We start from the raw sequence: 24,812 nt of genomic DNA on the forward strand, positions 1-24,812 counted from the left end.
GTCACAAACGGCGCTGGCCGGCGGGGCGGTAGGGACACCCAAGCAGCGGTTCGGCGGCCGTTGTGTTAACGGTGTGTTACGCCGGTGCGCTACGCCAGCAATCCCCGGGAATGCTTAGTAGAGTGATTCGAGAGCAGCTGCGGGCGCCAGCCAAGACGAGTAGTCGGGACGGGTCCGGGGCACGGACGTACACCCGGAAAGAGGCACCATGGACCGCCAGCAAGAGTTTGTCCTGCGGACGATCGAAGAGCGTGACGTGCGCTTTGTGCGCTTGTGGTTCACCGACGTCGTGGGATCGCTGAAGTCTGTGGCCCTCGCCCCGGCCGAAGTTGAAGGCGCCTTCGAGGAGGGCCTGGGCTTCGACGGGTCCTCGATCGAGGGCCTGGCCCGCGTCTTCGAATCCGACATGCTGGCCCAGCCGGACCCCTCCACCTTCCAGATCCTGCCGTGGCGCGGCGAGACGGAAGCGACCTCGCGGATGTTCTGCGACATCCTGACGCCCGACGGCGAGCCCTCCGCGGCGGATCCGCGCAACGTCCTCAAGCGCAACCTCGCGAAGGCCGCGGACATGGGCTTCACCTGCTACACCCACCCCGAAATCGAGTTCTACCTGCTCAAGTCCCAGCAGCCGGGCCCGGACGGCGCACCGGTTCCGGTGGACGAGGGCGGCTACTTCGACCACGTGCCCGGCGGCGTGGCGCAGGACTTCCGGCGGACCGCTGTGACCATGCTGGAATCGGTGGGCATCTCGGTCGAGTTCAGCCACCACGAGGCCGGCCCGGGGCAGAACGAGATCGACCTGCGCTATGCGGACGCCCTGCAGACCGCGGACAACATCATGACCTTCCGCACCGTGATCAAGGAGGTCGCGCTGCAGCAGGGGACCTACGCGACCTTCATGCCCAAGCCGTTCACCGCGCACCCGGGCTCCGGCATGCACACGCACTTCTCGCTGTTCGAGGGCGACACCAACGCCTTTTACGAGGCCGGAGCGGAATTCCAGCTCTCCGAAACCGCGCGGCAGTTCATTGCCGGCATCCTCAAGCACGCCCCCGAGTTCACCGCCGTGACCAACCAGTTCGTGAACTCCTACAAGCGCCTCTGGGGCGGGGGAGAAGCGCCCAGCTACCTGAGCTGGGGCCACAACAACCGCTCGGCCTTGGTCCGGGTTCCGCTGTACAAGCCCGGCAAGGGCCAGTCCGCGCGGATCGAGTACCGCGGCATCGACTCGGCCGCCAACCCGTACCTTGCCTACGCCGTGCTGCTGGGTGCCGGGCTGAAGGGCATCGAGGAGGGCTACCAGCTGCCCGCCGCCGCCGAGGACGACATCTGGTCGCTGAGCTCGGCCGAGCGCCGTGCCATGGGCCACGATCCGCTGCCGGCCAGCCTGCACGACGCGATCCGGACAATGGAGGATTCCGAGCTCATGCCGCAGATCCTGGGCGAGCAGGTCTTCGAGCACTTCCTGCGCAACAAGCGCGCCGAGTGGCAGGACTACCGCCTCCAGGTGACGCCCTACGAGCTGCAGCGCAACCTGGCCATCCTCTAGGCGGCCGCGGTGAGCCTGGCACGGCGCCTCATCGCCGCGGGTTTCAACGACCTGGACAAGGGCGAGCGGTTCCTGGCCGCCCCGGAGCTGGCGGACCTGGACGAAGATGCCTTGTTTGCCGGGCTGCAGCTGGCCGCTAACCCGGACACGGCGCTACAGTCCCTGGTCCGGCTGATCGAGAAACACCCGGCCCTGAGGGACCTGGCCGCGGCCGAGCCGGACCGCAGCGAGCCGCTCTACCGGGTGCTCGGCGCTTCCGAGGCGCTCGGCGAATTCCTCATCCGGCACCCCGAACACCTCGACGCCTTCCATACGACGGCCAGCCCCGAGCCGCAGGCAGCCGATGCCGCCGCGCTGCGCACCCGGCTGCTGCAGTCGGTCCGCGCCGACCCAAAGGCCGCCCGGCCGGTCGCCGCCGTGACCGGGCAGGAAGGGTACGCGGCCCTCCGCACGGCGTACCGGCGGGGGCTCGTGGAGCTCGCCATCAAGGACCTCTGCGCCGCCGATCCGTTGGACTTCATGCCCTCCGTCGGGGCCGAACTGGCTGACCTGGCCGGCGCCGCGATCGAAGCGGCCCTGGCCGTGTCCCGGGCCGAGGCGGCGGAGCAGTTCAGCGCAGCGGACGTGGCCGACATCGGTCTGGCCGTGATCGGGATGGGCAAGTGCGGCGCCCGCGAACTGAACTACATCTCCGACGTCGACGTCATCTATGTGATCGACGCCGGCGCCCTGGAGGACTCCCGGGCGAACACCATCGGCACCGCCCTGGCCTCGGGGATTTCACGCGCCATCATGTCCACGAGCCGTGAGCCGGGGCTTTGGGAGGTCGACGCCAACCTCCGGCCGGAGGGCAAGTCCGGGCCCCTGGTGCGCACCCTGGCCTCGCACGAGAGCTACTACGCGCGCTGGGCCGAAAGCTGGGAATTCCAGGCGCTGCTCAAGGCCCGGACCATCGCCGGGGACGCCGCGCTCGGGGCGCGCTACGAGGCCGCCGTCGCGCCGCTGATCTGGTCCTCCGCGGGCCGCGAAGGGTTCGTCGAGTCGGTCCGTTCGATGCGCCGCCGGGTCACCGAGCACATCCCGGCCGAGGAGGAGCAGCGGCAGATCAAACTGGGCCGCGGCGGGCTGCGGGACGTCGAATTCACCGTCCAGCTGCTCCAGCTGGTGCACGGCAAATCGGACGAAACCCTGCGCTGCCGGGACACCACCTCGGCCATCGCGGCGCTCTCCGCGGGCGGCTACATCGGACGCTCCGACGCCAAGGAATTCGACCGCGACTACCGGTACCTGCGCCTGCTCGAGCACCGGATCCAGCTCTTCCAGCTGCGCCGCACCCACCTGATGCCGGTCAAGGAAGCGTCGCTGCGCTCCCTCGCCAAGGCGGTGCTGGGCCCGTTCTCCAACGAACGCCCGCACCCGGACGCGCTGCTCAAAGCCTGGCGCCAGACCAAGCGTTCCGTGCGGGAACTGCATGAACGCATTTTTTACCGGCCGCTGCTCAACACCGCGGCCGCGCTCAGCAGCGAGGAGGCCAAGCTCACGCCCGAAGCCGCGCAGGGCCGGCTCGCCGCGCTCGGCTACCTGGATCCTCCCGGCGCCATGCGGCACATCGAGGCGCTCACCGGCGGGGTGAGCCGGCGCGCCGCGCTGCAGCGCCAGCTGCTGCCGATCCTGCTCGGCTGGCTCGCCGAGGGCGTGGACCCCGACGGCGGGCTGCTGGCCTTCCGCCGGGTCAGTGAGGGTCTCGGCACCACGCACTGGTACCTCGGCCTGCTGCGGGATTCGACGGCGGCGGCGGAGCGGCTGTGCCATGTGCTCTCCAATTCCCGGCTCATCTCGGACCTGCTGGAGGTCTCGCCCGAGTCCGTGGCCTGGCTGGGCTCGGATAAGGACCTGGTCCCGCTCAGCTACGAGGCGCAGTGGCTGGAGATCACCTCCAAAATGTCCCGGCACTCGGACCCGGAAAGTGCGATGCGCCTGATTCGGCTGATCCGGCGCCGCGAAATCCTGCGGATCGCCATCGCGGACAGCGCCGGACTGCTGGACCAGGACCAGGTGGGCGCGGCTCTGGCCGATACCGACCGGGCCGCCGTCCTCGGCGCGCTCCGGGTGGCCGAGACGGTCGTTGCGGCCGGGGAACCACTCAAGACCCGGGTGCTGGTGGTGGCGATGGGGCGTCAGGGCGGCCGCGAGATCGGCTACGGCTCGGACGCCGACGTCATGTATGTGCACCGCGGCCTGCCCGGCGTGCCGGAGGACGAGGCGCAACAGCAGGCTGCCCGGATCGTCGGCAAGCTCTCCAGCCTGCTGACCCAGCCGCTCAAGCCTGCCATCCTCGCCGAACGCGTGCTCTTGGTCGACGCCGACCTGCGCCCGGAAGGCAAGAGCGGACCGATGGTGCGGTCGCTGGAGTCCTACGCCGAGTACTACCGCCGCTGGTCCCTCATCTGGGAGGCCCAGGCGCTGCTGCGTGCCCGGCCGATGGCCGGCGACGACGAACTCGCCGCCGATTTCGTGGCGCTGATCGATCCCATCCGCTACCCGGACACCGTTGCGGAGCAGGATGTCCGCGAGGTCAGGCGGGTCAAGGCCCGCATGGAGTCCGAACGGCTGCCACGCGGAGCGGACCCGGCCCGGCACCTGAAACTGGGCCGCGGCGGCCTGAGCGACGTCGAGTGGCTCGCGCAGCTGCTGCAGCTGCGGCATGCCGGCAAGCATCCGGAGCTGCGGACCACTTCCACCGTCCAGGCCCTCGAGGCAGCCGCCAGCCTGGAACTGCTGGAGGCCGGGGAAGTGGTGCTGCTGCTGCGGGCCTGGCGGCTGGCGAGCCGGATCCGCTCCGCCAACGTGATCTGGACCGGGCGTGCCTCTGACCTGCTGCCGTCCTCGCGTCGCGACCTGGAGGCCGTGGCCCGCTGGTGCGGCTACGGCCACGGCAACGCCGCCGAACTCGAGGAGGATTACCTGCGGCTCAGCCGGCGGGCACGGGCCGTCTTCGAGCGCGTCTTCTATGGCCAGTAGGCGGCCGGGCCGACGTCTACCGCGCTAGTTTGCCGGTCCTCCGGACCGGCTGCCGCACCACGGACATCAGCCGTGAGATCCCCTTCCGGGCCCTCAAGCTCCGGCACATCCACCTTCCTGCGCTGCCTAGGCGTTGTCCACCGGGCTGCCCCGACGGCGGGGCGGCCCGGCTTTGGATACGCTTCTGACATGTCTGAACACGTGTGGCTGATCGCCTTGAAGAACCTCGACGACGATGCCCGGGCAGTCAAGCTGGGGGAGGTCGCCGACCTGGAGCTGGGCGAGGGGCAACGGAAGTTCGTCGGGGATCCGCTGCGGATGATGCTGATGGGACTCGAAGAGGGCAGCCGCTTTCCCTATGTCATGGATTCCAACGGCTCGGCCGTCGGCGTGGCAACCCTGCAGGCCGGGGCCGCTCGCGCCGCCGGCTGGGCCGACGACGATTCCGCCTGGCTGCTGCGCGGATTCCTCGTGGACCGGCGGCAGCAGGGTAGGGGATTCGGTGCGGCGGCGGCAGCAGCGGCGGTGCGGGAAGCCGCCAGGCTCACGTCCGCGCTGGGCGGGGAGCAGCGCGGCGTCGTCCTGTCCGTCAATGAGGCCAACCCGGCGGGTCAGGCCGCCTACCGCAAGGCCGGCTTCGAAGACCGCGGGCAATACCTCGGCGGCGACGCGGGCCCGCAACGGATCATGTACCGGGGCTTCTGACCGGGGCACGAAACAGTCCGCCCGGGATGTTGAGGGTGGGATGTACGTGAGGAGCGAGTGCCGCTCACTTTAGGGTCGCGGCCCACTCCGGGTCGAAATCCGGGTGGTCCTCGTAACCTGCGGCGAGGATGTTGAGCATGGCGCGGCGGGCCATGGCCAGCTCGCCCTGGGCGTCCGTGCTGTCAACGTTGCTCGCGGCGGCCCGCTTCCAGCGCGCCAGGATCTCCCGCTTTTGGGCACACTCTGCGCGCATTGGCGCGGCGAGTGGGGGAGACGCTGAGTCGTCCGGAACGGGGGCGTGCCGGAGCTCTGCTTCTTCTTCATCGATTCGAGCTTCCAGAAACTCCACAATATCCACACCACGGATTGTGCCACGCCACTACGCCGGGTGGGAGGTTTCGTCGCCCGCGGGTCGGTCGTTATCCGGTGGGGTGAGGGCTGCCCGGATGAGCCGGGAGTAGTGCCTGTCATGGGGAGCGAGACGGTCCAGGTGCGAAGCCAGTTCCTCCACCCGCTCGATCTGGGCCCGCCGCTCCTGGACGAGGGCGAGGAGGTAGCGCCTGTCCCGGGCAGACTGATCGGCCACGCCGCCGACAAATTCGTTCTCGTCTGCCGTGAGTCTTTCCTCGATTGAGGCGAGAGCAGCGTCCTGGGAGTGTGCAGGGGCGGGTGCTGTTGGGAATCCTGCTTGCTCGCCCGGTGGGGCCGCACCCGCCGCCGACTCCCCGAGGCCATCGAAGCGGTCCAGGCGGGAGTAACCGGGTGCCGGATCGTCGGCCACAAGGTGTTGGCGTATGAAGCTTCGGAACCGGGACATCACCGCTCCTCGATGTAGTTCCTAGGACCAAGCGTAGCCTTGAACGCGGCAGACGGGCGGCTTATTATCGGCGGGTGCCGCGCGCAGCCGCTTGACCCCCGGACTGGACAGCGCTGCTAAGCGGCTCCTGACACAACAAAAAGGCCGGTCCAGAGGTTCAGCGAACCTCTGGACCGGCCTTGTTGTCTGCGGACTAGACGCCGTAGTAGAGCTCGAACTAAACAGTCCTGGTTGGGGGATGTTGGCTAGGGTTGAAATCGCCTAGATTTAGAGGAATTATCGTCGTGCGCGATTGGCAGGTTTGGCCCTTCGCTGGACTTCTTGCGGACTTCTTGCGGACTGCCGCCCATCCACGCTAGCCGCGCTGTTCCCTCGGGATCCTTGATCGCCGCCCCAGTCGCGGAGGTCGCGGCGGAACTGGGGCCTTGGTCCGGGAGGCAATGATGTCCTCCACGTTTTTCTCAGTGAAGCGCACATCAGTGTCGGTGATCCGGGTGTGGGCCCACTCATCCAGGCGTCTGTACACGGTGCCTGGACTTACCTTTAGAAGCGCCGCCAGTTCCGGGACCGTCAAGAACCGCTGATCAAAAATGCTCGTACCGTCAGTCATCGAAAGAGCATACCCGCGGACGCCTACGCGGATACGAATCCGGGGAGTCGATTGCCCCAGCGGATGGCGCGCAGCTTTTCCGGGCAGCGCTGGTACTCCTCTATGTCCCAGTCGGAGTCGGTTACGCGTTCCACGTTGCCGGCGGGGATCCAGGCCCAGTGCGCGTGCCGCCAGTCGTCAGCCCATGACACAAGGATGTGGGAAGGGTTCCAGCGCTCTGCTACGGCGTAAACAGTCGCAGTGCCCCCGTCAGCCAAGGGCAGCGTTGCAAGCACCTTGGGGTACTTCCCGTACTCCCAGGACTTAGCGTCCTCCGGTGAGTGGCCCGGATCCGGTTTCAGATACTCGAACGTCTCCCCGTCCAAGATGAAGCTAGCCATGCCGTAAACATACCTGCCCCCTGCCAGCATTCGGGCAACAGCCTCCGGGTCCATTTTCACCACGGCCTAAAACCTAGCGCCGAGCTCTGACAGCAAATACACTCCGATGCATGGGGATACTTATAGGAATAGTCGTGTTGTTCGTCGTAGGTCTAGTATTCGTGTACGGCGTCGCCGGGTGGCTCGGGTTCGGCCTATACCTTTCAGAGAGCAAAGCTCACCAAAAAGCCGAAGAGAGCGCACCTGCCATCCTGGATGAGGCTTTCGTTGGGGACGATGTCGTGTTCAAAATAAATCCGCGGTCACCCAAGTACGAAACAGTTGTCTTGGGCGCAAAATCCAGAGGGTACCGGCTGATGAACGAAACGCAGGACACGGCGGGCGGTTCGGCTAGAACCTTGATCTTTGAGAAAGCCAATTGAGGCGGAACCTAGACAGCAGAAAACCCCCGCCAGTCGCAATGACTGACGGGGGTTTTGCTGTGTTGCGATTAGGCATAAGCCCTATCGCCAAATGGGCAAATCAGGACTGTCCAACCAGACCCAGTGACTTCAGGGCGTTCGCTATGTCTTGAACAGTCGGAGACGGTGGCAGTTGCGGCCTGGAGACCGGGGGCGCACCAAAGAAGCTTGAGACCTCGGTTTCGACCTCGTTTGCAGTGCCGGCGGCATTGATGACAACCTGCGATGCGGCGTCGGCTAGATTCAGGTTGCGAACCTTATTCTTCGAGGTCGAGGCTCCGAGGTTCACCGGGTTCACGACCGTCGCATAGAACGTGCACGACTCGACGACGTTGAGGCTACTCGTCCCCGCGATGGTCACTCCGGTTTTCAGCCCGCCCGTAACACCGTTGCCGAGGATCATGCAGTCGGTCACACGGCTGGCGTTAACGTCTTCAAGGTAGACAGCAGTCCCTTGCGGGTTTCCGCCGTTCACATGAAGGTACATGTTCGCGCCGTCTACGAGCCCCTGATGCACGCGTCGCCAGTCGACTGCCTTGTTGATGAACGCACACTGGCTATTCGTGAAGCTCGCCAGTGGCGTGTTGGAATCGGTGGCAACGAATCGGAAGCCTGTGCCCACGGCAATGAAGTTTGCCTGATCCACTAAGACGCCCTCGTAATCTGTGACGTCGAGAGCGCATTGCACAAAGAACACGTGCAGTTTATCGAAGTCCACATCCACAGCCTGCGTGTTGGTCGGGTGCGTGACCATCTCGATGCCGTGCGTTGACACGTAGGCACCTGGCGTCGGCCCGGCGTAGCCGTCAATATGGATTTGGCTGCCGTAGAAGTTCATCACGTCAACCAGTCGGATGCCCTTACCCCAGCCGTCCGTCAATTCGCTGCCATTGCCGCCGGAGTTGGCTTCGACGCTGTTGCCCCCGATGTTGACCCGCGTGATTGATCCTCGGTTTCGGGTGCGCGGCCGAAGGTTGGTCCCGGTGGAGTTCTGGCCGGTGCCGACGATTTCGAGGGCGACACCTACCCCTTTGGCTCGGGTCAGGAGTGTCACGCCGTCTACGGTCACAGTGTGCGTCGCCCAGTTCTGAGTGAGCTTGATGCCGTCACTGCCGTCCCAGACTAGTTTCGCCACACCGTTGCCTTGAATGCTCAATGGCCCAGACAAGACGGCAGACAGGGTGGTGCCGCCCATGTAGTACGTTCCTGCCGGGAAGTTGAGCACACCACCTTTAGCGGCCTCAGACAGTGCCCCCTGCACGGCTGCGGCGTCGTTCGTTACGCCGTCGCCTTTTGCCCCGTAATCCTTCACCGAGACTCCGAGCCGCTCCGCATCGGTGATGAACTCGCTGCGTTGGACGAAGCCCTTGGCGACGACCGCCCTGCCGGCCTCCGTCAGCTCGCGCGTATCCGTAACGGCCAGATAGTCGGGCATTAGACGCCCACCGACTGTCCGTTGACGACGCCCGGAAGGGAGGAAGGCCATGAGCGACCAGTGTTAAAGGTGATTACCGCAGTGTAGGAGTTGGACGGCTCCCCGTAGTGGACGGATACCGCGCCCGCCGCGTCAATGAGGATGCGGCCGGTGTCCGAGCCGTTAGACATGGCAGCCTCATAGATGTTCACTTCGGGCGCGAATGGCAGGAGTGCACTCGAAGCGGTAATGATTTCCCACGGGTGCGTTGCGTTAGCGGCAATCTGGACACCGATGAAGTGCCAAGTGACGGTCGAGCCGGTGCGCCGCACGATCACACGGCCACCCAGGACACTTCCACTCTTGAACATGCCGGACAAGTCACGGAGCCCAGTGGTGCCGAGTTCGAGGGTGTTCCCGTCCAAGACGAGCGCCTTCCGACCGGTCGTCACGTCCGAGATGGACGTGACCTCGGCGCGGGTGATGAGAGTCATTGATGCTTCAGCCATTATTTTTTCCTAAACGATTGATTTTGGATACAAAAAAGCCCGCCATGAGCGGGCTGCTTACGGTGTTGCTATTCAGTTATGAGTTGTGTTTGCCGAAGTCGTGCGGCCTGAAGCTGCCGTCCAGAACGGACGCCCAAACCGACGGGCCCTCACCCCAGCCGTAGACTGTCCCGGCGATCCGCACGCGGTAACACGCACCGCCCTTGAACCAGGCCCGGACCTTGCCCCGCGGTGAATCCAGCGACTGCTGAACTACGCGGTTCGGATCCTGGGAGATCTCCACAATCGGGGCGATAGCGTCCCGTCGTGCCAAGCGTCGGCTAGTCATGGCGGACAACCCAGCCGAGCGCCAACATTCCGGCGGGAGTAAGCCCTAGCTGCCCGCCTAAGTGCCGCATTTCCTGCGCCTGCCACGCGGATGCAGTGCCCTCATAAACAGCCCGCGCGTGGCAGACATAAGCCGCAACGGCAGGCACAAAGGAGTCGTCATACTCGTTCGCCTGGGGGCTTTTCCAGATGTTTCGCCACAATTTCTTGTCTTCCGGGGACCATTCCCCAGACTTCGGGAGCTGCGGAACTGGTAAATCACAGCCCTCCGCAGGCAATTCAATGAGCCCCGAACGCACGCCAGGACTGCGATGCCGCGAGTTCGGCTTAGTGGGGTTTGCTTTGGGACCGGGCACTGCCGGCCTCCCTTCTGTTGAGTCCAACTGCTTACAAAACCAAGCGAAGCCCCCACCGGCGGTTCACCCTTGGTTTAGGCCCGGGCGCACCGGGTGGGTGTACCCACGGGACCCCAGCGAAGGGGGCGTCCTCGCATCGTCCCGCCGGGGGGGTGAAAAAAGTCCGCAGAGGGTTCAAAGCTTTCGGGGGTGGGTGGTGACGCCCGCTGCTAGGGTGCGGGCGTCACCTGTGCACGTTGGTTACTTGTGTACGACCATTGCTGAGTCGCTGACGTGCTGCGGCTTGTAGTCCGCGTCTTCGGGGTCGTAAGGGATCTGCTGGATGCCGTAAGCAACAGGCACCTGCTTGATCTGCATCGGCGCCGGCTGACGGTAGGGCTTGATGTCATCGAGGGCCGGGGCGTGGATAGTTGCACCGAGTTTGGCGAGTGCTGCCCATCGTCCGGCGCGGCCGTTCGATGCCCAAGCCTCCCAAACCCTGCGACGGTGGGCGCTGCCGGGGTTGACCGTGAGTGGCAGGTGGTCATCATTGGTGATCACGCGGGCCCCTGCTAGCTTCGCGGCGGCTGCGAGAACGGGAACCAGTGCGGTGAGTTCCTGGGCGTGTACGGCGGCGTCCAGCCATGCGGTCCGGGTCTTGGCGTCGGCTTGAAGCAGGGTGCCCGCATCCGTGTCGGGGTCTGCCGTGGCTGCTGCTTTGGTGAACGCGGCGGCGGTGGCGTTGAACTGTCCGCGGAGGGTGTCGTAGTTTGCTGCGGCGGTCTTGGCGTACTCGTTTTTGAGTATGGGGTAGAGCTGGGCGTCGAGGTCGTTGCGGACTGTGGCGCGTTCCTTGGGGCCTGCGAGTTCAGCGAGGGCCAGGCCGGTGAGTTCGTGGACCCGTTCGAGGGGTTCGGTGCCGATGAACGCGGCGGCGAGTTTGTCCGCTGCGGTGCGGTCGGCGTCGATGTAGTCGTGCCAGCGCTGGGCGAGTCGTTCGTATTCGGAGGTTACGGATCCGCCGGCGGCGATGACTGCGGCGATTTCGTTGGTGAGGTCTGCAACGGGCATTAGTGGTTCTCCTGGGTGGTGTTGTTGAGTCCGTGGCGGAGCGCGTCCGCGAGTTGGTTGCCGCCGCTTAGGGCGATGGCGGCTAGTGCTGCGTCGTTGTTGAGGGCGACGGGCCGGGCGTTGGTTTCGTCCGGGTCATGCTCCGGGATGTGGATGCCTAGCTTCTTTTCGAGTAGGCGCTGGAGCGGGTCTTTGGTCATGGTGTGTTCCTTATTGCTGGGTTTTCGAGGGCGTCGATGATCTGATCTGCGATCCGATAGGCGTCTTCTGCGGTGAGTACGGCGAGGCAGAACCGGTCCCGAAAGAGGACGACCGCAGGTTCTTCCTTGCCGTCTGGCCGCTGGAAGATACCGGCGCGTGCGTAGCTGAGCCGTGAACCTTCCACGTTTTGCAGGTGCCGTTCCGGGTACGACTTGAATACGTTGTTCATAGGGGCTGGGCGTCCTTGGTTGGTTCGGCGCTGCCGGCTGCGCGGGTCAGGGCTGGCACGTTTTGCAGTGGGAATGAGAGTTGCGCGATACCTTCGGCGGTCTGCCATTCGCCTAGGTGCTGCGTGGTCCTGATGAATCGCTGTTCCGCCGGGTTGGTTGCGTGCATTCGGATGAACGCGCTTCCTGATCTGGTGATCTGCCCGTAGTTGACCGTGCCTGTGGGTTCCGCTGTGAGGGTTGGCAGGCGTTCGGGCCACAGGGCTGTGACGGCTTCGCGGAGGTTCTGGCAGGAGTCCGTGGTGCGGATTCCTTGGCGGTTCATGGTGTCCAGTAGGGCGGCTAGTGGTGCGTCCACGAGGGCCGTGCCGCCGGGCGTTGTTTCGATGGTTTGGGCCGGATGTACGGTTCCGTGGTCTGTGCAGACGGGGCAGGCGCACGCGGTGCCGGTGATGGCGTCCGCGACTGTTAGGAGGGCGCTGAGTCCTTCGGCGCCGAATACCCATGCCGGGTTGCTGGTGTCTACGTCCTGGTTGGGGTCTCGGATGGCGTCGGGGCTGAACCGTGCCGGGACTTTGAACGCTGGTTGGAGGGTGCCGTGCCTGCGGGCTTCGAGGATCCGGAACGCCTTGCGGGTTAGACCCGCGGGCCTGTCTTTGATGTAGTCGCCGTGGCTGCCGTACTCCTTTGCAGCGTCCAGTTCGCTTTGGATGGCAATGGCGGCGCCTGCGCACTCGGGCCGTGCTCCCGTTTCGACGGGTGCCACGTAGCCGGCGGCTTTCGCCTCTGGGCTGTAGGGGTGGAGGTCCGGGGCGAAGACGTGGCAGGCGAAGAAACTTCCGTGCGCAATTTCTCGCCAGTCTTTTGTGAAGTTGTCGTCTTTGTAACCGTTGGTCGGGTGCTCCCTGCCAGCATTGGACTTGCGAAACGGGCATTCCTGGCAGGGGTTCCCTGATGCCGGTGCCGGCGGGGCGGTGTTGCAGGCTTCGGTCATTTCTGGGCCTCCCGCGCCTGGTACATGGCAAGTTGCGTCTCCGCGACGGTGGCGCGGCATTTCCAGTGGTTTGTTTCCTGCTGCTGGTGCAGGAACTTCAGCCGGTAGGTTTCGGCTTGGGCTGAGAAGTCCCAGCGTTCGAGGGTTTTTTCGCTGTAGTCGTAAGCCATTAGGCTGCCTTCCTGTTCTTGCGTTCTTTATCGACGGCTGCGGCAGCCTGGTTGCCTGTGGGATCCCGGTGAAGGGTGGTTTTCCCGTAGTGCTTTTCAGGTATGTTGCGGCTGGCTTGCAGTAGCTGATTCAACGTGGCGGCCTGGTTCCGCCAGTAGGTGACCTGCTGGGAAAGGGCGGCGATCTTCTCGGCGTCGGTCACGCCGCTTCCCCTCCCCATTCGGAGGGGGTGTTACATGTGTTACTTGTGTAACTTTCTTCGTCCTCATCCAAGAGGGAAGTAACACTTGTAACACTTGTAACAGGGGCATACAGCCCTCTCGACGGATTCGAGATTCGGCCCGCATCTACTGCCCTGCGGAGGTAAACGCGAGTCTGGGAATCGTCCAGGTGAAGCAGCGTCGCTACGTCTTTGGCCTTGGTCCCTTCGGGGTACTTATTCACTTGGGCGATCACCTCGGCCATGCGGTCGTTCACTCCGTCCGTAGTCCGCGCGTCCATTGCGGCCTTAGCAGCCTCGGCACGGGAGCCGCCAGCGAGTATCCATTTGCCTGTGCCGGCCTGTTCCAGGATGTATTCACCCTCTGCGGCATCTCGGCTAGTGACCTGAAGCTGCGCCTGCGTCTCGTGGCGTGAACGCTTCAGCAACAGGATCGTGTCAGCCGCTCCAGCGATACCCTGAGTGCCGCTGACAGCATCTAGGAAGTCCGCGCCGTCCATCTTCCTTGTGTGGTGGACGATGATGACGCTGGATCCGGGGTTGTCGTCAGCGAGCTTCTTTAGCGCCCCCATGACGCGGTAGTCCCTGTCGTATTGGGTTTCCCCGCCCGTTGCTGACGGCATGGCTTTGCCGAGCGTGTCGAGGATGACTACAGGGTTCTTGCCGGGGTGGAGTTCCATGAACTCGCGGATTGTCGCGACCATGTCGCCGCGGGGAACGTCGGTCATGAACGTCAGGTTCCCGCTGAGGCTGGTAACTCCGAGGGTCACCAGCCTGGATTGGAGGCGCCTTGGTCCGTCTTCGAGGGCCAGGTACAACACGGGGGCGGCTTTGGTGGTGACGCAGCCCAAGACTCTCTGGCCGGTGCTGATTGCGATGGCAATCCCCAATACGAGCCAGGACTTGCCGATCTTGGGAGCCGCGACCAGGAGGGTCAGGCCTTCCGGAATGATGCCGTCAACGACGTAGACGAGTTGTGGAAATACTTGCTCCAGCAGCCATGAGCCCGTGAAGGATCCCTTCAACTTCGAGGGGTTCTCATCGTCGTACGCGTCAGCGCGGAAGTAGTCAGGGATTTCACTCATGCGGCGTCTTCCTCCTCAGCAAGGGCGGACTGCCAATCGGCGAGGGTCCAAGGATCCTTGGACATGATCTGGACTTTCAGGTCTTTGCGGAGAAGCCGCCAGAATTCCGGGAATGGTCGGAATCTATGGACCGTGAGGATGACGTGAGCCCCGAAAGGCACAGCCGGCAGCATTGAAAACAGTTGCCGGTCCAGCTCATAGAGGTTCAGGTCGTGCCCTATGGGGGATTCAGTCGCGAAGTCATCGAGGTCGATGTTCAGTACCGGGTGGATGAGCATGAAAGGTGTCCTAGGGGCCGTGGTGTGTGGTGTGTGTTGATTCCGTGTGGCGCCCCGGGTGCTCATGCCGGGGCGCCGCTAGGACTGTCAGATCAGGGTCTCTTCGAAAACCTCGTGCAGTTCGTGGTCGGCCAGGTAGCTGAGTCGGAAGAGTTCCGCCCATGACGAGACGAGCATGACCCTCCGGGGGTTGTCAGCCTTCAGCCATGCGGTGAGGGCGGCATCGGCCAGGACCTTCGGGCGAAGCTTGCCGGCTCGGGCCAGGTGCAGGACCGTTTTTGCGTAGCGGGGGTGATCGACCTCGGAGCGGAATCGCTCTAGATCCGCTGCCGTGACGTGGGTCCGTCCATCGAAACGGTCCAGCCACTCCGCGAAAGCCGTGACACGTGCGTGATTGTCGAGTACATTGGTAGAAAGCATTAGTTTTGAGACCTATCTTCGTAGTTGTGGGTAGTTCTGTAGACGGTTCTGAATTTAGGCAGCGCAAATTGCCAATGTTCGGAACCGTTTTTTCATGCCTGGATGTTTGGGAGCCGTGGGCGACAGGACGAACTAAGCGGCGTCCCCGAAGGCCTGACTGATGTAGAAATCGATGTCAGCTTCACGGAACATTCTTCGTCCGCCGATTAGTGCCGACTTGGGCGCTGTGCCGTTGTGAATCATCCACCGGATCGACGCCGGCGACTTCCGAAGCTTGGCGGCTGCTTCGGTCAGCGTCAGCAAGGTCATCTGTTGTGTCATTTCGTCCCCCCCCTTCGAGCTAAACCGTTTTGTTGTTGTGGCCACATCATTTCGGCCTACTTCAACTATGCACGATTGTTGGGATAAGTGCAACAGCATGGTTTATGGTTGTGGAATGACGGAACAGCAGAAGGTCCACCAAGCAGAAGAAGCTCAGTTCGTGGAGAACGTCCAGCGCCTACGCGAAGCCAAGGGATGGTCGCAAGGGGAGCTTGCCCGCCGCATGTCCGACGAAGGGTGGGACGGATTCCATCAAACAACCATCAGTCGCATCGAGAAGGGGCAACGTCCCGTCAGGCTCGCGGAAGCGCGGGCGCTCGCGAAGGTATTGGAAAGCCAGGTGGGACTGATGATGGCCCCAGCTCCCGAGTCCGAAATTCTCGAAGGGTTGGCCACGGCAATTGCATTCATGCGCCTAGCGAGGACTCGCATATGGCGGGAAGTTGACTCGATCAACCGACTCAAGAGTGACATGAAGGTTCTGATTGATGAGGTGGAGACGATCCCCCAAGAGGAATGGGAGCGCCTGGGGCTGTGGGAGACGGTTGCGGAGTTTGTGGTCCAGGCCAGCCATATGCGCGCATGGACGGTGCAGTCAATCGTTGGCGATGTGATGGAGGATTCAGATGGCGAGCATTCAGAAGAGGGGTAACGGCTCCTGGCGCGCCCGTTACAGGGACCACGCGGGCAAAGAACACGCCCGGCACTTCAGCCGGAAGATAGACGCGCAGCGGTGGCTAGATGAAGTTACAGCAACCATCGTCACCGGCTCATATGTTGACCCAAAAGCAGCACAGGCGACCGTTCGCGAATGGTCTGAGGTGTGGCTGAAGGGCTATGAGAACAACAGGCCGTCTACGGTCCGGCAGGCGAAGACGCACCTGAAGAGGATCAACGAGGCCTTTGGTGATCGAATGCTGAAGAGCGTGCGTCCATCCGAGGTGAAGTCGTGGACGGCGAAGCTCAGTGCAGAGGGCTTGGCTGATTCAACGGTGTACGCACTTCATTCGAGACTGGGGCAGTTGTTCGCCGATGCAGTGCATGATGGCCTGTTGCCGAAGTCGCCCCTCAGCCGGCGCACCGCGCCCAAGGCTGGCAGGCAGCGGGCCTATGTCGCGACGACTGAGCAGGTATGGGGCCTCCATGACGCCATGCCCGAGGGCCTGCGGCCGGCGGTGCTCCTGGCTGCGTTTGCGGGTCTGAGGGTCGCAGAGGCCGTCGCTCTTCGCGTGTCAGACGTGGACTTCATGCGGGGGATTATCACGCCCGCAATCCAGTATCCGGGCATGGAGTTGAAGACAGAAGAATCAAAAAATCCCATCCCGATCCCGCAAGACCTGTGCCTGGAACTCTCCAAGAATCACGCCAAATGGGGGAGTGAAACGCTGGTCACTACAGAGTGGGGCCGGTCAATCTCACCGCACCGTCTTGAATTCCGCTTCAGGGAAGCTCGGGAAGTCGTTGAGGGGCTCCCGGAAGGCTTCCGATTCCATGACCTCCGGCACTACTTCGCCTCGCTGTTGATATCCAAAGGCCTGGACGTGAAGGTGGTTCAAAAGTCCCTGCGCCACGCGTCAGCTAAGACGACACTCGATGTCTACGGGCATATGTGGCCAGACAAAGAAGAGTCCGCACGAGCTGCCGTTGCGGAAGTGCTGGCAGCTCGTGCGGACTCTCTGCGGACTAAACCTCGTTTAGCCCTGTGATCTAGCTAGACGCCGTAGTAGAGCTCGAACTCGTACGGGTTCGGGCGCAGCGAGAGCGGGCGGATCTCGTTCTCGTACTTGTACTCGATCCAGGTGTCGATCAGGTCCTGGGTGAAGACGCCGCCGGCCTGCAGGAACTCGTTGTCCTCGGCCAGGGCTTCCAGGGCTTCCTCGAGCGTGCCCGGGGCCTTGGGGATGTCCTTGGCTTCCTCGGCGGGGAGCTCGTAGAGGTCCTTGTCGATCGGCGCGGGCGGTTCGATGCGGTTGCGGATGCCGTCGATGCCGGCCATCAGCTGGGCCGCGAAGGCCAGGTACGGGTTGGAGGAGGGGTCCGGAGCGCGGAATTCGATGCGCTTGGCCTTCGGGTTCGAGCCCGTGATCGGGATGCGGATACCGGCGGAGCGGTTGCCCTGCGAGTAGACCATGTTGACCGGAGCTTCGAAGCCCTTGACCAGGCGGCGGTAGGAGTTCACCGTCGGGTTGGTGAAGGCCAGGACGGCGGAGGAGTGCTTCAGCAGGCCGCCGATGTACCAGCGGGCGGTGTCGGACAGGCCGGCGTAGCCCTTCTCGTCGTAGAACAGCGGCTCGCCGCCGTTCCACAGCGACTGGTGGCAGTGCATGCCCGAACCGTTGTCACCGAAGACCGGCTTCGGCATGAAGGTAACCGACTTGCCCCAGGCATCGGCGGTGTTCTTGATGACGTACTTGAACTTCTGCAGGTCATCGGCCGCGTGGGTCAGGGTGGTGAACTTGTAGTTGATCTCAGCCTGGCCGGCGGAACCGACCTCGTGGTGGCTGCGCTCGACCTCAAGGCCGGCCTCATCGAGCGCGATGCACATGGCGTCGCGCAGGTCGGCCTGCTTGTCGGTCGGGGAGACCGGGAAGTAACCGCCCTTGACCGGGGTCTTGTAGCCGAGGTTTCCGCCCTCTTCCTCGCGGCCGGTGTTCCAGTGGGCTTCCTCGGAGTCGATCTTGTAGAAGCTGCCCTGCGGGGAGGACTGGTACTGGACGTTGTCGAAGACGAAGAACTCGGCCTCGGGGGCGAAGAACGCGGTGTCGGCGATGCCGGTGGAGGCCAGGTAGGCCTCGGCCTTCTCGGCCACGCCGCGGGGATCGCGGTGGTACGGGTCGCCCGTACGCGGGTTCACGATGGAGAAGTTCAGCGCGAGCGTCTTCTCGATGCGGAAGGTGTCAACGAACGCCGTCGTGACGTCCGGGATGAGCTGCATGTCCGACTCGGCGATGCCCTGGAAGCCGCGGATCGACGATCCGTCGAAAAGCTGGCCGTTGACGAAGAAGTCCGCGTCAACACTCTTGGCGGGGACGTTGAAGTGCTGCTGAACGCCCGGGAGGTCGGTGAAGCGGATATCAACGAATTTGATGTCTTCGTCTTTGATGAACTTGAGGACTTCGTCCGCAGTCTTGAACATCTATGCTCCTTACGCATATGAAAGATCTGGCCGTCAGGCCGTGTGGTCCAGCGCAGTCCGACGGCGGGGAAAACGCAGTGTTCACCCCGCCTACGGTGCCGCTAGCAACTGTTACCACCCTAAGGACACGGGATTTCCCCACGGTGTCCGCTTTGTTTCGGGCAGGTTACAGAATGCACTGACGTGTTAAAGCTAGTCGCTGTCCACAGTGTGGCCTATCCGGGTCCGCTCTGTGACCGCCCAAGGTCCAGATGGTGAACAGCCGGCGGGCCGCGCGGGAGCCGATAGGCTTGGGGGGTGGTTGATCGCAAAGACATAGGCTCGTGGCTCAGCGGACCGGACACGTCCGGCATCTCCAAGTACCCGGGGGAGCGGCTGGGCCTGCCCGAGTCCGGCCCGGGCTCGATTGCCCGCGCGGGCCGGCGGATCCTGGCCATCTGTATCGACTGGGGGATCGCCCTGTTGATCAGCAACTTCGCTTTTGGCGGGAACTCCTGGGCCACGCTGGCGGTGTTCGCCGTCGAACAGGCCCTGCTGGTCGGAACGCTGGGCTACAGCATCGGGCACCGGATCATGGGCATCCACGTCGTCCGGCTTGGCGGCGGCCCGGCGGGCCCGCTCCCGGCCCTGGTCCGGAGCGTGCTGCTCTGCCTCGTGATCCCCGCCGTCATCTTCGACCCGGACCACCGCGGTCTGCACGACAAGGCCATGAACACGGTACTCGTCCGGAGGTAGCCGCTGCCGCCTGCAGCCGACCTAGACCCGCGCCGACTCCTGCGCGCGGACCGGCTCTGCCGCGCCGCCCCGGGGTGCCAGATAGCCGCGCCGGCCGGCCCAGCGTTCGAACCAGATGGTGGTGAACGGCAGGACCGCGGAGAGCCCGGCGAACAGCGCCACCCGGAACGGCCAGCGCTGCAGCCGCCACAGCGCCAGGGCGGCCAGGCCGTAGCCGATGAAGAACGCCCCGTGGACCGGTCCCGCCAGCTCCACGCCCAGTTCGGTGGTCCGGAGCACCCACTTGAGGAACATTCCCACCAGCAGTGCCGCCCAGCTGAAGGCTTCGGCGACGGCCAGAATCCGGAAGATCCTGATCACGGCGGTCTTAGAGGGAAGTTTCATGAGGTAGTCTCCGGATTCGGTCGTGGCGGTGCCGCGCGCTGCGGCCGGCACCGGCGTCGTACGGTCGGTCGTAGGGGATAACGCAGGGGGTTAAAGTGAACCGCCCCGGCTCCCGGCAAGATGCCGGCAACCGGGGCGCCCCGGAAAAGCTGTGGCCAACGGGCCGGCCTAGCGGCCGCGGGCCGCCTTGCGATCCGGGCGGGCCTTGTAAGGGTCGATTCCCTTGGGGATCGGCAGCCGGTTGCCGAGCGAGGAGATGCGCTTCGAAACGGTGCTGACCTCGGTCTTGGTCAGTTCGTTCTTCATCTTGCCCATCTTCTTGGCGACCTGGCTGATCGGCACCTGGCCCTCGCCCCGGCCGCTCTCGATCACGTGGATGGTGACGTTGGGCAGGATGCGGGCGAGGCGCTTGCGTTCGCCGTCGAGCAGTGGCTTGACCCGGTGGCTGGGGCCCTCGCTGACCAGCACGACGCCGGGGCGTCCGATGGCACGGAAGACGGCGTCCTGGGTGCGCGGGTTGACGGCGACCGGCTGGTCCTCGGTGATCCAGCCGCGGCGCAGGGTGCCCAGTGCGGCGCCCGAGGCGCCCGGCTGGTTCTCAATCTGGGCGAACGCTGCGCGCTCCGCGCGGCGGGACAGGATCAGGGTGGCGGCCAGGATGCCCAGCGGAATGCCGATGATGAGGCCGGTGATCCAGTTATCCAGCAGGAACCCGACCAGGAAGCTGACCGCGACGACGCCGAGGAACGCCAGCAGCATGAGCCACGGGACCATCGGATCGTGGCGGCGGGTCATCTGGAAGACTTCCCTGATCTGCTTCAGCCGGCTCGGCTTCTTGGCCTTGGCTTCCTTGGGCTTGCGGGAAAAAAGGCCACGCTTCGGCTCATCGGCTGAAGAAGTGGACGTGCTGGAGTCAGGGAAATTCGCCATAGTGCCTTAATTCTACGTGATGCACGGCTCAGGGCCGGACACCGGACTGCTCCGGTGCCGGCCCTGGGCGGCAATGGTGTGCGGTGTTTGTCAGGAGTGCGCCGCGAGCAGCGAACTGGCTTCCTGGCGGGTGCTGCCGGAGCTTTCGATGTGCGCCAGCTCGGCCGGGATTTCCCAGCCCTTCTTGCGCATCGCGGTGGCCCAGAGCCGGCCGGCGCGGTAGGAGGAACGCACCAGCGGTCCGCTCATCACGCCGAGGAAACCGATCTCGTCGGCTTCCTGCTGCAGGTCCACGAACTCCTGCGGCTTGACCCAGCGGTCCACCGGAAGGTGGCGTTCGGACGGGCGCAGGTACTGGGTGATGGTGATCAGGTCGCAGCCGGCCTCGTGCAGGTCGCGCAGTGCCTCGGAGATCTCCTCGCGGGTCTCGCCCATGCCCAGGATCAGGTTGGACTTCGTGACCATGCCCAGCTTGCGGCCCTGGGTGATGACGTCCAGGGACCGCTCGTAACGGAACGCGGGACGGATCCGCTTGAAGATCCGGGGGACGGTCTCGACGTTGTGCGCGAACACCTCGGGCTTGGAGTCGCAGATCGCCTCGATGTGCTCGGGCTTGCCGGAGAAGTCGGGGATCAGGAGTTCGACGCCGGTGCCCGGGTTCAGCTCGTGGATCTTGCGGACCGTCTCGGCGTAGAGCCAGACGCCCTCGTCGGCGAGGTCGTCGCGGGCCACGCCGGTGACGGTGGCGTAGCGCAGCTGCATGGACTGGACCGAGCGGGCCACCTTGGTGGGCTCGAACATGTCCACGGGGGAGGGCTTGCCGGTGTCGATCTGGCAGAAGTCGCAGCGCCTGGTGCACTCGGAGCCGCCGATCAGGAAGGTCGCTTCCTTGTCTTCCCAGCATTCGAAGATGTTGGGGCAGCCGGCCTCTTCACAGACGGTGTGGAGGCCTTCCTTCTTGACGAGGTTCTTGAGCTGGACGAACTCCGGGCCCATCTGGACCTTGGCCTTGATCCACTCGGGCTTCCGTTCCACCGGGGTGGCCGCATTGCGCTGCTCAATACGCAGCATCTTCCGGCCTTCTGGTGCCAGTGTCACAGTAGGGCTCCTTCGTGGGTTGCAACTAGGGCTTCTTCATTGTTGCGCAGTTCCTCGGTGATCCGCGACACGAGGTCTGCCGGGGTGACATCCCGGCCGGTCTCCTGCGCGATCGTGGTGACGCCGGCGTCGGTGATACCGCAGGCGATGATCTGGCCGTAGGGGGCGAGGTCGTTGTTGCAGTTGATGGCGAAGCCGTGCATGGTCACGCCCTCGTGGACCCGGATGCCGATCGCGGCAATCTTGCGCGCCGGGCCCTTCTCATCCTGCTCGATCCAGACGCCGGCACGGCCCTTGATCCGGACGGCGTCGATGCCGTAGTCGGCCAGGACAGCGATGATGACGGCTTCAAGTCGTTCGACGTAGTCACGGATGCCGGCCGGGTTCTTCAGCTTGATGATGGGATAGCCCACCAGCTGGCCGGGGCCATGCCAGGTCAGCTTGCCGCCGCGGTCCACGGGCACCACGGGGGTCCCGTCGAAGGGGCGTTCGTGGTCCTCGGTGCGTTTACCTGCGGTGTAGACCGGGGAATGTTCGAGCAGCAGAACGGTGCTGGGTGCGGCTCCGGCGACGACTTTCTCGTGGAGTTCGCGCTGGATGTCCCAGCCGCGGGTGTAGTCGACGAAGTCGGGAGCGAGACCCAGCTGGGAGAACTCAAGAGTCATGGCATCCAGCTTAGTCCTCGGCCGTCCCGCCCACCGATTCTGTGGTGAAGCTCTCATGCCTGTGGATAACTCCTGCAGTGAAGCCGAAGATCCGCTATTCCTGAACCATGGATGATTACGAACGGTCCGCGTCCCCTGATTCCGCTTCCGATCCCGCACCGGTCCCGGAGGTTTCCGGGTACGACGTCGGGCGGCTGCTGGGCCGCGGCGGCACCGCTGCCGTCTGGCTCGCCACTGACCACGTGACGCGGCGTGACGTGGCGCTGAAGTGCTTCAACGCCGTCGGGCCGCCGGGGGAGCCGCAGCGGGAACGACGGCGGGCGGTGGATGCCGAGGAAGCCGTGCGGCGTGAGGTGCGGATCCTCTCCGCCCTTGACCATGAGCACCTCATCAAGGCGCACGCCGTGGTGCGGGTGAGTTACGGGACCCGCGGCGGCCCCGGGCTGGGGCTCGTGCTCGACTACGCCGCCGGCGGCTCGCTGGCCGAGCTCCTTGCGGCCCGGGGCAGCCTGGTGCCGGGGGAAGCCGTAACGGTGCTGACCCCGATCGCGCAGGCGCTGGCGTATCTGCACCGGAACGGTTTCACCCACGGTGACGTGTCACCGGGCAACGTGCTGTTCACTGCCCAGGGCAAGCCGCTGCTGGCCGACCTCGGGGTGGGGCGGATGCTGGCGGAGCCGCGGGATGCCTCCGGCGCCGGCACGGACGGGTTCCGTGACCCGGCCCCGGTGGATGCCGTCCGGGCCGGGCTGCAGCCTGAACGAGACGTCTACTCCGTGGCGGCGCTGGGCTGGTTTTGCCTCACCGGCCGGGCGCCGGACCCGGAACCCCAGCGTCCGCCGCTGCCGCTGCTGGTCCCTGCCGTTCCGGCGGAGCTCGCGGACGCGCTCGAGGCGGGATTGTGCAGTGACCGACGCCGGCGGCCGTCCGCCGCGGAGCTGGCCGAGGCGATTTTCCGCAGTGCCCCGGCGTCGCCCGTGGATCTTTCCGTTTCGGTGCATTCGACCGTGCTGCCGCAGCTGCTGACCCGACGCTCCCTTCCCGCCGGCGCCCGGGAACGGCGGACGGCGCGGCTGCGGGGCTGGCGGCGCCGGGTGGCGCCGCAACCCCCGACCGGACCAAGCGCGCGGCACGCGTCCCTGCCGGCGCGCCGCCGCCCGGGCGCCCGGCTGGGGGTTCAGCTGGGAGTCCGGCGCGGGGGCATCCGGGGTGCGCTTGCGGTGCTCGTGACGGCCGTGCTCTTCACGGCGGCAGGCGTCTTCGGGACGTTGCTGCTTGCCGGGAGGCTGGCGGTGGGGGAATGGGCCCCGGAGGTCCGGCCGCTGTCCGGACCTCCAGCGCAGTCCGGACCGGCAGCGGTACCGGTCACCGGGGCTGCTGCCGATCCGCAGGCCGCGCCTGCCGGAGCCGTGCCGGCGGCTCTGCAGGAACTGCTAGCCGCGCCACGGCCCGAAGACGCGGTGCGCGGCCTCGCGGGCCTCCGTTCCTACGCCTTCAGCACGGGGAACCTCGGGCTCCTGGAACAGGTGAATGCCCCGGCGTCGCCTGCCGCGGCTGCAGACGCCGACGTCGGTTCCCGGCTGGCGGAGTCCGGTCACGTCCTCGACGGTTTCGAAGCCCGCGTGAGCCTGGTGAAACGGCAGTCGGAGAGCACGGCCGCACGGGCCGTGCTCTCGCTCAGCGTGGCCTCGCCGTCGTACCGGGAGCGCGACGCCGCGGGGGCGGTGGTGGCCGAGGCTGCGGCCGTCCCGCAACAGCGGCTTCGCCTGGTGCTGGTGCCGGTGGACGGCAAATGGCGGATCCAGGAGGTCCTTCGCGCCGCGGGTTAGGTGGGGGGTGTCCCGGGGCGCCGGTTAGCTTCGGGCCGCCACCCAGGCCGTGGCCTGGGCCAGCGAGGGGTGCTGCCACTGGAATCCGGCCCCCGCCAGGGCAGCCGGTTCCATCCGCTGGCTGGCGAGCAGCAACTCGTTGGCCAGTTGGCCCATCACGAGGCGCAGTACGGGCGCCGGTACCCGCATCAGAGCCGGCCGGTGGAGTGATTCGGCCAGCCGGGAGATCAACGAGTTCACGTCCGCGCTCTCCGGGGCGCAGACGTTGACCGGTCCGGCAAGCGGGGCGGTGAGCAGGAAGTTGAAGGCGCCGGCTACGTCCGGAAGCGTGATCCACGGCCAGTACTGCCGGCCGTTGCCCAGCGGGCCGCCCACGCCCAGGCGCAGCAGCGGCAGGAGCCGGCCGAGGGCGCCCCCGCTGCGGCTTAGGACGACGCCGGTGCGGGCCGTGACCACACGGACCCCGGCCGGCGCCTCCTGTGCCGCGGCCTCCCAGTCGGCGCAGATCCGGGCCAGCACCCCGCTGCCCGCCGGGGCGTTCTCGCGCAGCACCGCTTGGCCGGCATTTCCGTAGTAACCGGAGGCGGACTGGCTCAGGAAGACCGGCGGCGGGTTGTCCATCCGGCGCATCGCCGTCGTCAGGGTCCGCGTCGGGCCCAGCCGCGAGGCGCTGAGCTCGTTGATCCGTCCCCGCGTCCACGGCCGGTCGCCGATCCCGGCGCCGGAGAGGTTGATTACGGCGTCCGCACCCTTGAGGGCCGTGTCGTCGATGCGTCCCGCGGCGGGATCCCACTGGAACTCGGCGGGCGAGGCGGGCGGGCGCCGGACCAGGCTGGCGACGTCGTGCCCGCTGTCGCGCAGCGTGCTGGAAAGGGCGGTTCCGATCAGCCCGGAGGCGCCTGCTACAAGGATTCGCATG

The 24,812-nt window shown here is 65.3% G+C and carries 31 protein-coding genes; 8 read left to right on the forward strand and 23 right to left on the reverse strand.

What is annotated here, in order from left to right; all coding sequences use genetic code 11:
- Positions 1-208 precede the first annotated feature (208 nt).
- The 3 genes from glnA (HNO80_RS04380) to HNO80_RS04390 all read left to right on the forward strand — a co-directional run bounded on the left by glnA (HNO80_RS04380) (position 209) and on the right by HNO80_RS04390 (position 5,275).
- Positions 209-1,549, forward strand: coding sequence for a type I glutamate--ammonia ligase (glnA, locus tag HNO80_RS04380; RefSeq protein ID WP_138769615.1), 1,341 nt, complete (start codon positions 209-211; stop codon positions 1,547-1,549).
- Positions 1,550-1,558: 9 nt separating this feature from the next.
- Complete coding sequence (locus HNO80_RS04385) at positions 1,559-4,570, forward strand: bifunctional [glutamine synthetase] adenylyltransferase/[glutamine synthetase]-adenylyl-L-tyrosine phosphorylase (protein WP_175321620.1); 3,012 nt, start codon at positions 1,559-1,561, stop codon at positions 4,568-4,570.
- A gap of 189 nt (positions 4,571-4,759) precedes the next feature.
- Positions 4,760-5,275 carry a GNAT family N-acetyltransferase gene (locus HNO80_RS04390; RefSeq protein ID WP_175321621.1) on the forward strand — a complete coding sequence of 172 codons (516 nt, stop codon included), beginning with the start codon at positions 4,760-4,762 and terminating at the stop codon, positions 5,273-5,275.
- A 64-nt stretch (positions 5,276-5,339) separates the two neighbouring features.
- Here the strand turns inward: HNO80_RS04390 and HNO80_RS04395 are convergent, their stop codons facing one another.
- From HNO80_RS04395 to HNO80_RS04405, 3 genes are all read right to left on the reverse strand, one after another.
- On the reverse strand, positions 5,340-5,633 hold the full coding sequence (locus tag HNO80_RS04395) for a DUF6221 family protein (RefSeq protein ID WP_175321622.1): 294 nt from the start codon (positions 5,631-5,633) through the stop codon (positions 5,340-5,342).
- A 21-nt stretch (positions 5,634-5,654) separates the two neighbouring features.
- A complete protein-coding gene (locus tag HNO80_RS04400) occupies positions 5,655-6,092 on the reverse strand; it encodes a hypothetical protein (RefSeq protein WP_175321623.1) in 438 nt (145 codons plus the stop codon).
- Between the two features lie 633 nt (positions 6,093-6,725).
- Positions 6,726-7,082, reverse strand: a complete 357-nt coding sequence (locus HNO80_RS04405; protein ID WP_175321624.1) for a hypothetical protein — start codon at positions 7,080-7,082, stop codon at positions 6,726-6,728.
- Between the two features lie 110 nt (positions 7,083-7,192).
- Here HNO80_RS04405 and HNO80_RS04410 point away from each other — a divergent pair, with 110 nt between their 5' ends.
- A complete protein-coding gene (locus HNO80_RS04410) occupies positions 7,193-7,504 on the forward strand; it encodes a hypothetical protein (protein WP_175321625.1) in 312 nt (103 codons plus the stop codon).
- 100 nt (positions 7,505-7,604) lie between these two features.
- Here the strand turns inward: HNO80_RS04410 and HNO80_RS04415 are convergent, their stop codons facing one another.
- The 14 genes from HNO80_RS04415 to HNO80_RS04475 all read right to left on the reverse strand — a co-directional run bounded on the left by HNO80_RS04415 (position 7,605) and on the right by HNO80_RS04475 (position 15,116).
- Positions 7,605-8,978, reverse strand: a complete 1,374-nt coding sequence (locus HNO80_RS04415) for a glycosyl hydrolase family 28-related protein (RefSeq protein ID WP_175321626.1) — start codon at positions 8,976-8,978, stop codon at positions 7,605-7,607.
- Entirely contained in the window at positions 8,978-9,466 is a 489-nt protein-coding gene (locus HNO80_RS04420; protein ID WP_175321627.1) for a hypothetical protein, read from the reverse strand. The genes HNO80_RS04415 and HNO80_RS04420 overlap by 1 nt, the downstream gene beginning before the upstream one ends.
- A 76-nt stretch (positions 9,467-9,542) precedes the next feature.
- Positions 9,543-9,794, reverse strand: a complete 252-nt coding sequence (locus HNO80_RS04425) for a hypothetical protein (RefSeq protein WP_175321628.1) — start codon at positions 9,792-9,794, stop codon at positions 9,543-9,545.
- Positions 9,787-10,149, reverse strand: a complete 363-nt coding sequence (locus HNO80_RS18185) for a phage terminase small subunit (RefSeq protein ID WP_502707805.1) — start codon at positions 10,147-10,149, stop codon at positions 9,787-9,789. The genes HNO80_RS04425 and HNO80_RS18185 overlap by 8 nt, the downstream gene beginning before the upstream one ends.
- A gap of 240 nt (positions 10,150-10,389) precedes the next feature.
- Entirely contained in the window at positions 10,390-11,199 is an 810-nt protein-coding gene (locus HNO80_RS04430; protein ID WP_175321629.1) for a hypothetical protein, read from the reverse strand.
- Entirely contained in the window at positions 11,199-11,399 is a 201-nt protein-coding gene (locus HNO80_RS04435; RefSeq protein ID WP_175321630.1) for a hypothetical protein, read from the reverse strand. The genes HNO80_RS04430 and HNO80_RS04435 overlap by 1 nt, the downstream gene beginning before the upstream one ends.
- A complete protein-coding gene (locus HNO80_RS04440) occupies positions 11,396-11,629 on the reverse strand; it encodes a hypothetical protein (protein ID WP_175321631.1) in 234 nt (77 codons plus the stop codon). The genes HNO80_RS04435 and HNO80_RS04440 overlap by 4 nt, the downstream gene beginning before the upstream one ends.
- Entirely contained in the window at positions 11,626-12,621 is a 996-nt protein-coding gene (locus tag HNO80_RS04445) for a hypothetical protein (RefSeq protein ID WP_175321632.1), read from the reverse strand. Before HNO80_RS04445 ends, HNO80_RS04440 begins: the two co-directional genes overlap by 4 nt.
- A complete protein-coding gene (locus tag HNO80_RS04450; RefSeq protein WP_175321633.1) occupies positions 12,618-12,791 on the reverse strand; it encodes a hypothetical protein in 174 nt (57 codons plus the stop codon). Before HNO80_RS04450 ends, HNO80_RS04445 begins: the two co-directional genes overlap by 4 nt.
- Entirely contained in the window at positions 12,791-12,994 is a 204-nt protein-coding gene (locus HNO80_RS04455) for a hypothetical protein (protein WP_175321634.1), read from the reverse strand. Before HNO80_RS04455 ends, HNO80_RS04450 begins: the two co-directional genes overlap by 1 nt.
- On the reverse strand, positions 12,991-14,097 hold the full coding sequence (locus HNO80_RS04460) for an AAA family ATPase (protein ID WP_175321635.1): 1,107 nt from the start codon (positions 14,095-14,097) through the stop codon (positions 12,991-12,993). The genes HNO80_RS04455 and HNO80_RS04460 overlap by 4 nt, the downstream gene beginning before the upstream one ends.
- Positions 14,094-14,375, reverse strand: a complete 282-nt coding sequence (locus HNO80_RS04465; protein ID WP_175321636.1) for a hypothetical protein — start codon at positions 14,373-14,375, stop codon at positions 14,094-14,096. Before HNO80_RS04465 ends, HNO80_RS04460 begins: the two co-directional genes overlap by 4 nt.
- Before the next feature lie 87 nt (positions 14,376-14,462).
- Complete coding sequence (locus HNO80_RS04470; RefSeq protein ID WP_175321637.1) at positions 14,463-14,795, reverse strand: hypothetical protein; 333 nt, start codon at positions 14,793-14,795, stop codon at positions 14,463-14,465.
- A 132-nt stretch (positions 14,796-14,927) separates the two neighbouring features.
- Entirely contained in the window at positions 14,928-15,116 is a 189-nt protein-coding gene (locus HNO80_RS04475; protein WP_175321638.1) for a helix-turn-helix transcriptional regulator, read from the reverse strand.
- 115 nt (positions 15,117-15,231) lie between these two features.
- On the opposite strand from HNO80_RS04475, the gene HNO80_RS04480 reads away from it, so the two are divergent.
- A complete protein-coding gene (locus HNO80_RS04480; RefSeq protein ID WP_175321639.1) occupies positions 15,232-15,768 on the forward strand; it encodes a helix-turn-helix domain-containing protein in 537 nt (178 codons plus the stop codon).
- Positions 15,743-16,822 (forward strand): tyrosine-type recombinase/integrase, encoded by a 1,080-nt coding sequence (locus HNO80_RS04485; RefSeq protein WP_175321640.1) that lies wholly within the window; start codon positions 15,743-15,745, stop codon positions 16,820-16,822. The genes HNO80_RS04480 and HNO80_RS04485 overlap by 26 nt, the downstream gene beginning before the upstream one ends.
- Before the next feature lie 5 nt (positions 16,823-16,827).
- Here the strand turns inward: HNO80_RS04485 and glnA (HNO80_RS04490) are convergent, their stop codons facing one another.
- Positions 16,828-18,252 carry a type I glutamate--ammonia ligase gene (gene glnA / locus HNO80_RS04490; RefSeq protein WP_138769611.1) on the reverse strand — a complete coding sequence of 475 codons (1,425 nt, stop codon included), beginning with the start codon at positions 18,250-18,252 and terminating at the stop codon, positions 16,828-16,830.
- A gap of 297 nt (positions 18,253-18,549) precedes the next feature.
- On the opposite strand from glnA (HNO80_RS04490), the gene HNO80_RS04495 reads away from it, so the two are divergent.
- Positions 18,550-18,987 carry an RDD family protein gene (locus HNO80_RS04495; RefSeq protein ID WP_175321641.1) on the forward strand — a complete coding sequence of 146 codons (438 nt, stop codon included), beginning with the start codon at positions 18,550-18,552 and terminating at the stop codon, positions 18,985-18,987.
- 21 nt (positions 18,988-19,008) lie between these two features.
- Here the strand turns inward: HNO80_RS04495 and HNO80_RS04500 are convergent, their stop codons facing one another.
- The 4 genes from HNO80_RS04500 to lipB all read right to left on the reverse strand — a co-directional run bounded on the left by HNO80_RS04500 (position 19,009) and on the right by lipB (position 22,064).
- On the reverse strand, positions 19,009-19,371 hold the full coding sequence (locus HNO80_RS04500) for a DUF3817 domain-containing protein (protein WP_175321642.1): 363 nt from the start codon (positions 19,369-19,371) through the stop codon (positions 19,009-19,011).
- A gap of 168 nt (positions 19,372-19,539) precedes the next feature.
- Positions 19,540-20,301 (reverse strand): DUF4191 domain-containing protein, encoded by a 762-nt coding sequence (locus HNO80_RS04505; protein ID WP_175321643.1) that lies wholly within the window; start codon positions 20,299-20,301, stop codon positions 19,540-19,542.
- A 90-nt stretch (positions 20,302-20,391) separates the two neighbouring features.
- On the reverse strand, positions 20,392-21,399 hold the full coding sequence (gene lipA, locus HNO80_RS04510) for a lipoyl synthase (RefSeq protein ID WP_175321644.1): 1,008 nt from the start codon (positions 21,397-21,399) through the stop codon (positions 20,392-20,394).
- Complete coding sequence (lipB, locus tag HNO80_RS04515) at positions 21,396-22,064, reverse strand: lipoyl(octanoyl) transferase LipB (RefSeq protein WP_175321645.1); 669 nt, start codon at positions 22,062-22,064, stop codon at positions 21,396-21,398. The genes lipA and lipB overlap by 4 nt, the downstream gene beginning before the upstream one ends.
- A 107-nt stretch (positions 22,065-22,171) precedes the next feature.
- Here lipB and HNO80_RS04520 point away from each other — a divergent pair, with 107 nt between their 5' ends.
- Entirely contained in the window at positions 22,172-23,893 is a 1,722-nt protein-coding gene (locus HNO80_RS04520; protein ID WP_175321646.1) for a serine/threonine-protein kinase, read from the forward strand.
- A 24-nt stretch (positions 23,894-23,917) separates the two neighbouring features.
- Here HNO80_RS04520 and HNO80_RS04525 read toward each other — a convergent pair whose 3' ends face one another.
- On the reverse strand, positions 23,918-24,811 hold the full coding sequence (locus HNO80_RS04525) for a TIGR01777 family oxidoreductase (RefSeq protein ID WP_175321647.1): 894 nt from the start codon (positions 24,809-24,811) through the stop codon (positions 23,918-23,920).
- Between the last annotated feature and the right edge of the window lies 1 nt (position 24,812).

Source organism: Arthrobacter sp. C9C5, from assembly GCF_013359735.1.
Lineage (GTDB): Bacteria > Actinomycetota > Actinomycetes > Actinomycetales > Micrococcaceae > Arthrobacter.